The 255-nt window shown below is 52.5% G+C and carries 1 rRNA gene; it reads right to left on the bottom strand.

The features are described 5' to 3' along the window. Positions 1 to 255, bottom strand: a 23S ribosomal RNA gene (locus tag NNO03_RS22840); the annotation flags it as partial.

Here is a 255-nt window from a genome sequence, read left to right as displayed (position 1 = left end):
TTCACGACGGACGTTAGCACCCGCCGTGTGTCTCCCGTGATAACATTCTTCGGTATTCGCAGTTTGCATCGGGTTGGTAAGTCGGGATGACCCCCTAGCCGAAACAGTGCTCTACCCCCGAAGATGAATTCACGAGGCGCTACCTAAATAGCTTTCGGGGAGAACCAGCTATCTCCCGGTTTGATTGGCCTTTCACCCCCAGCCACAAGTCATCCGCTAATTTTTCAACATTAGTCGGTTCGGTCCTCCAGTTAG

Origin of the sequence: Citrobacter sp. Igbk 16, from assembly GCF_028069755.1 — a bacterium.
Taxonomy (GTDB): domain Bacteria; phylum Pseudomonadota; class Gammaproteobacteria; order Enterobacterales; family Enterobacteriaceae; genus Citrobacter.
The sequence above is the reverse complement of the archived record's forward strand: the minus strand, read 5'-3'. Positions and strand labels throughout refer to the sequence as shown.